General features: G+C 72.8%; 6 protein-coding genes. 4 read left to right on the forward strand and 2 right to left on the reverse strand.

Translation table 11 applies throughout. From position 1 onward, the window contains the following. Together C665_RS18085 and C665_RS18090 are read right to left on the reverse strand one after the other, a co-directional pair. Nucleotides 1-412, reverse strand: a 412-nt coding sequence (locus tag C665_RS18085; protein WP_004325686.1) for a deoxyribodipyrimidine photo-lyase, incomplete at its 3' end; no start/stop codon positions are given. A gap of 87 nt (nt 413-499) precedes the next feature. After that, the gene (locus tag C665_RS18090) at nt 500-1492 is read right to left on the reverse strand and encodes an NAD(P)/FAD-dependent oxidoreductase (RefSeq protein WP_004325689.1); all 993 of its coding nucleotides are present in this window, start codon (nt 1490-1492) and stop codon (nt 500-502) included. Between the two features lie 238 nt (nt 1493-1730). On the opposite strand from C665_RS18090, the gene C665_RS18095 reads away from it, so the two are divergent. The 4 genes from C665_RS18095 to C665_RS18110 all read left to right on the forward strand — a co-directional run. Further along, a complete protein-coding gene (locus C665_RS18095; RefSeq protein ID WP_004325690.1) occupies nt 1731-2192 on the forward strand; it encodes a DUF3429 domain-containing protein in 462 nt (153 codons plus the stop codon). Between the two features lie 53 nt (nt 2193-2245). Then, complete coding sequence (locus tag C665_RS18100) at nt 2246-3610, forward strand: ABC1 kinase family protein (RefSeq protein WP_004325692.1); 1365 nt, start codon at nt 2246-2248, stop codon at nt 3608-3610. A gap of 97 nt (nt 3611-3707) precedes the next feature. After that, nucleotides 3708-4847 (forward strand): saccharopine dehydrogenase family protein, encoded by a 1140-nt coding sequence (locus C665_RS18105; RefSeq protein WP_004325693.1) that lies wholly within the window; start codon nt 3708-3710, stop codon nt 4845-4847. 19 nt (nt 4848-4866) lie between these two features. Beyond that, nucleotides 4867-5590, forward strand: a 724-nt coding sequence (locus C665_RS18110; RefSeq protein ID WP_004325694.1) for an aldehyde dehydrogenase family protein, incomplete at its 3' end; no start/stop codon positions are given.

Here is a 5590-nt window from a genome sequence, read left to right on the forward strand (position 1 = left end):
GGTCGTCGAGCCGGCGCACCACGCCGAACTGCGCCGGCTCGTGCCAGCGCACGCCGCGCGCCCGGCACCAGCGCGCCACCGCGCGGTCGCGCGCGTAGCTCGCGGCGTTGCCGGTCTCCTCGTGCGAATGCAGGGTGTCGAAGGGCGCTGCGGCGTGCAGGCGATCGAGCACTTCGACGGCCTCGCCCACCAGCAGGTGCAGGCGACCGCCGACGCGGGCCAGCCCGGCGTGCAGCTCGCGTGCGCTTTCGAGCATGAACTCGTAGTGCTGGCGCGCGGCGTCGGGCTGCGCCCACAGCGACGGCTCGACGATCAGCACGCACAGCACCGGCCCGCGCCGCGCGGCCGTGGCCAAGGCGGCGTGATCGGCGAGGCGCAGGTCGCGCTTGAACCAGACCAGGCCGTAGCTCACGGCGCGCTCCTGCGCGTGCGTGCGCGAGCGGGACGCGTCGCGGGCGCGGTCATGCGCGACCCCGGCAGCGCATTCATGCGCGCCCGCTCAGCCCGCCGCGAGGCCGTCGAGCACCCGGCGCGCGAGCGCGCGCCCGCTCAGCCAGGCGCCCTCCACGCGGCCGCCGTTGGCCCAGTCGCCGCACAGGCCCAAGGCCTGCGCGGCATCCCAGGCGCAGCCGCCGTCGAGCGCGGATTCGGTGATCGCGTAGCGCCAGCGGTGCGCCGCCCATCCCAGCGGCATGCGCCCGCCGAGTTCCTCGAAGGCGCCGACCAGCGCCACGGCGACGCGCTCGGGCGCATCCTCGATGTGCGCCTCGCTCCACTCCGCGCTCGCGTGCAGCGACCAGGTCTCCAGCCCGTCCCGCCCCGGCTTGGAGCGGTCGCGCGCGACCCAGCGCAGCGGCCCGCGATTGACGAAGGCGGCGTCGAAATCCACCGCCAGGGGGGCATCGAAGCGCGCCATCAGCGCCCAGCAGGCCTGCATCCGCGCCGCCTGCGCCGTCGCGGCGAGCGCCGGCGACAAGGGCAGCAGCAGCGGCACCGCCTGCGGCGAGGGTACCGCGAGCAGCACGCCGTCGAAGGCCTCGGGCAGCATCCCGCGCTCGGCGGTGGCGATCTCCCAGCCGTGCGGGTAGCGCTGCAGCGCACTCACCGTCAGCTGCACGCGCAGGTCCAGGCCTCGCGCCAGGTGGCGGGCGGGCGCGGTCATGCGCGGCGTGCCGACGAAGCGCGCCTCCTCGCCGTGCACGCCGCGGCGGCCGTCGCTGTCGAACACGGTGAGGCGCGCCGGCCACGGCGCCGCCACCCCCGCCGCCTGCCAGGCCGCGAGTTCCTCGATGAAGTCCGGGTGGCGCGCGGTGAAGTATTGCGCGCCGTGGTCGCAGGCCCAGCCCTCGCCGCGGCGGGTGCTCGTGCGCCCGCCCGGGCCGCGACTCTTGTCGAGGACAGTGACGCGGACTCCGGAGTCGGCGAGGCTGCGCGCGCAGGCCAGGCCGGCAATCCCGGCGCCGATGATTGCAAGGTGTGGATTGGCGTTCATGGGCGATCCGGGAGGAAGGGGGAGTTGGACACGAGCTTGAATATACTCTTTTTGTCCTGGACAAAATAGGATTGGCTTCATAAGATGAACTCAAGCGCGGGGCGTGCATGGCCAAGTCGCGCAAGCCGACTCCGAGCCTCCGTTGGCGGCGCAGGGCCGGCCACGACGCCCACCCCGGACTCCGCTCTGTCCCTCCGCCCCCAAGCCTGCCCTTCTTCCTCCCCCGCGAGCCGCGATCATGAACGTCCTGCTTCCCGACTCCGTCCGCCGCACCGCCATCCGGCTCGGCTACGCCGGCCTGATCCCCTTCGTGGTGCTCGCCCCCGCCAGCCTGCTCGACGCCCACCATGGCATCACCTGGAGCGACGCGCTGTTCGCCTACGGCGCCGTGATCCTCAGTTTCGTGTGCGCGCTGCACTGGGGGTTCGCGATGGCGCTGCCCGGGTTGGACGAACGTACTCGCGTGCGCAGCCTGCTGTGGAGCGTGGTGCCCTCGCTGATTGCCTGGCCGGCGCTGCTGCTGGTGCCGTCGGACGCCGCGGTGCTGCTGGTGCTCGGCTTCGTGTTGCACTACGTGCAGGACCGCCGTCTGGCGCGCGTGGCCGGTCTGCCCGAGTGGTATCTGCCGCTGCGCCTGCGCCTCACCACCGTCGCCTGCATCGCGCTGATCAGCGGCGCCTTCGTGCAATGGCCGTACTGAAGTCAGCACTTGCCCACCCGAGCCCGGCCCGAATCTCCACCGAGGAGCACGCCATGAACACTGCCGCCAGCGCCATCGACCCGAGCCTTCCCGTCGCGGATGCCGCGCGCAGCGCCGTGGTACCGGGCGGCCGCCTGTCCCGTCTCGCCCGCCTGGGCAGTCTCGCCACCGGGGTGGCGGGCGGCATGCTCGCCGAGGGTGCGCGCCAGCTCGCCGCCGGCAAACGACCCAAGGTGAGCGAGCTGGTGCTCACCCCGGCCAACGCCCGCCGCGTCGCCGAACAGCTCGCGCAGCTGCGCGGTGCGGCGATGAAGGTCGGCCAGCTGATGTCGATGGACGCCGGCAGCCTGCTGCCGCCCGAACTCGCCGACATCCTCGCCCGCCTGCGCGAGGACGCGCGCACGATGCCGATGAGCCAGGTGGTCGAGGTGCTGGAGACGCACTGGGGCAAGGGCTGGGAGCAGGGCTTCGAGCGCTTTTCCTTCACCCCCTGCGCGGCGGCCTCGATCGGCCAGGTGCATCGCGCGCGCACTCGCGACGGCCAGGAGCTGGCGATCAAGCTGCAGTATCCCGGCGTGCGGCGCAGCATCGACAGCGACGTGGACAACGTCGCCACCCTGCTGCGCGTCTCCGGGCTGCTGCCCAAGGCGCTCGACCTCGCGCCGCTGCTCGCGGAGGCCAAGCGCCAGCTCCACGAGGAGGCCGACTACCGCCGCGAGGCCGAGAACCTGCACCGCTTCGGCGGCCTGCTCGGCGACGCGGAACACTTCGTGCTGCCGCGCGCGGTCGATGCGCTCACCCGCAGCGACATCCTGGCGATGAGCTGGGTGGAGGGCGTGGCGGTGGAGACGCTCGCCGACCCGCAGGCGGCCGACCAGGCGCTGCGCGACCGCGTGGCGAGCCTCTTGATCGGCCTGCTGTTCCGCGAACTGTTCGAGTTCGGCCTCATCCAGACCGACCCCAACTTCGCCAACTACCGCTTCGACGCCGCCAGCGGCCGTGTGGTCCTGCTCGACTTCGGAGCCACCCGGCCCTACGCCGAGCCGGTGGTCGAGGCCTACCGCCGCCTGATGGCGGGCTCGGTGCGTGGCGACCGCGTCACGATGAGCGAGGCGGCGCAGGCGATCGGCTACTTCCAGGACAATATCCATGCCCATCAGCGCGATGCGGTGATCGATCTCTTCGAGATCGCTTGCGAGCCGGTGCGCCACCCCGGCGCCTACGATTTCGGTACCAGCGACCTGCCGCTGCGCCTGCGCGATGCCGGGCTGAAGCTGAGCATGGAGCGCGACTTCTGGCACACCCCGCCCGCCGATGCGCTCTTCCTGCACCGCAAGCTCGGCGGCCTGTACCTGCTCGCGGCGCGGCTGCGCGCGCGTGTGGACGTGGCGGCGCTGGCGGCGCCTTGGCTGGGCTGACGAGGCGCCGGCGCCCCGCGGCCCGCGCCGCGCAACCATTTCCCCGCGCGCAGGGTCTCAAGGCCTGAAACCAGCCAATCCGCGCGGGGAGGGCGTCATGAGGGACATCCTGATCGTCGGCGCGGGCAAGATCGGCACGGTGATCGCCGATCTGCTCGCCGGGAGCGGAGACTATGCGGTGACGGTCGCGGATCGCGACCCCGCCGCGGTCGAGCGCGTGGGGGCAGAGCTCGCGCGCGTGCAGGCCTGCGCGCTGGACGTCGCCGACGCCGATGCGCTCGCCGCGGAGCTGGAAGGGCGCTGGGCGGTGATCGACGCCGGGCCCTTCGACATCGGCATGCGCATCGCCGCGGCCGCGGTGGCGCAGCGGGTGCATTACCTCAACCTCACCGAGGACGTCGCCAGCACGCGCCGGGTACGCGAGCTTGCCCGCGGCGCGCACAGCGCGCTGATCCCGCAATGCGGGCTGGCGCCAGGCTTCATCTCCATCGTTGCCCACGATCTCGCCGCGCGCTTCGAAGAACTGCGCGACGTGCGCATGCGCGTCGGCGCACTGCCCAAGTACCCCTCCAACGGCCTCAAGTACAACCTGACCTGGAGCACCGACGGCCTCATCAACGAGTACCTCAACCCCTGCGAGGCGATCGTCGACGGGGTGCGCCGCGAGATGCCGGCGCTCGAGGAGCTCGAGCACTTCTCGCTCGACGGCGACGACTACGAGGCCTTCAACACCTCGGGCGGGCTGGGTACGCTGTGCGACACGCTCGAGGGCCGGGTGCGCAACCTCAACTACCGCACCGTGCGCTACCGCGGCCACCGCGACGTGATGAAGCTGCTGCTGCACGATCTGCGCCTGGGCGAGCGGCGCGCGCTGCTCAAGGACATCCTGGAGTCGGCGATCCCGGTGACCATGCAGGACGTGGTGCTGGTCTTCGTCACCGTCAGCGGCCGGCGCGAGGGCCTGCTGATGCAGGAGACCTTCGCGCGCAAGCTCTATGCGGCCGAGGTCAACGGCCGCCTGCGCAGCGCGATCCAGCTCACCACCGCGAGCGCGCTGTGCGCGGTGCTCGACCTGCTCGCCGCCGGCCGCCTGCCGCAGGCGGGCTTCGTGCGCCAGGAGGACGTCGATTTCTGCGACTTCGTCACCAACCGCTTCGGCCGCCACTTCCTGACCGACAGCGAGGAGGTGCGCTGCGCCGCCAGCGGCGTCCTCGCCGGGCCGGCCTCCGGCATGTGACTCCGAGGAGGACCCCAGCATGTTGAGCAACGCCCGCTTCCTTCCCCTCGGCCTCGACGCCCCCCGCCTGCGCGAGGGCGCGCTGGCGGTGCATAGCCCGATCGACGGCAGCCTGCTCGCGCGCCTCGCGCCGCAGGATGGCGCCACCACCGATGCCGCGATCGCGCGCAGCGTGGCGGCCTTCGAGGCCTGGCGCCGCGTGCCGGCGCCGCGCCGTGGCGAGCTGGTGCGCCGCTTCGCGCAGGCGCTGCGCGAGCACAAGGCCCTCCTCGCCGAACTGGTCACCCTCGAGTGCGGCAAGATCCGCAGCGAGGGCGAAGGCGAGGTGCAGGAGATGATCGACATCTGCGACTTCGCGGTCGGCCTGTCGCGCCAGCTGCACGGCCTGACCATCGCCTCCGAGCGCCCCGGCCATGCCTTGCGCGAGAGCTGGCACCCGCTCGGCCCGGTGGCGATCGTCACCGCCTTCAACTTCCCGGTCGCGGTGTGGGCGTGGAACGCGGCGATCGCGCTGGTGTGCGGCGACTCCCTGCTGTGGAAGCCCTCCGAGCGCACCCCGCTGTGCGCGCTCGCCTGCCAGCGCCTGCTCGAACAGGCGGCGGCGGGCATGGAGGAGGTGCCGCGCGGGCTGTCGGCGGTGATCGTGGGCGGCGCCGAGCGCGCCGTGCAGCTCGCCGACGACCGCCGCGTGGCGCTGCTCTCGGCCACCGGCAGCTGCGCGATGGGGCGGGCGCTGGCGCCGC

Origin of the sequence: Thauera aminoaromatica S2 (genome assembly GCF_000310185.1) — a bacterium.
GTDB classification, from domain to species: domain Bacteria; phylum Pseudomonadota; class Gammaproteobacteria; order Burkholderiales; family Rhodocyclaceae; genus Thauera; species Thauera aminoaromatica.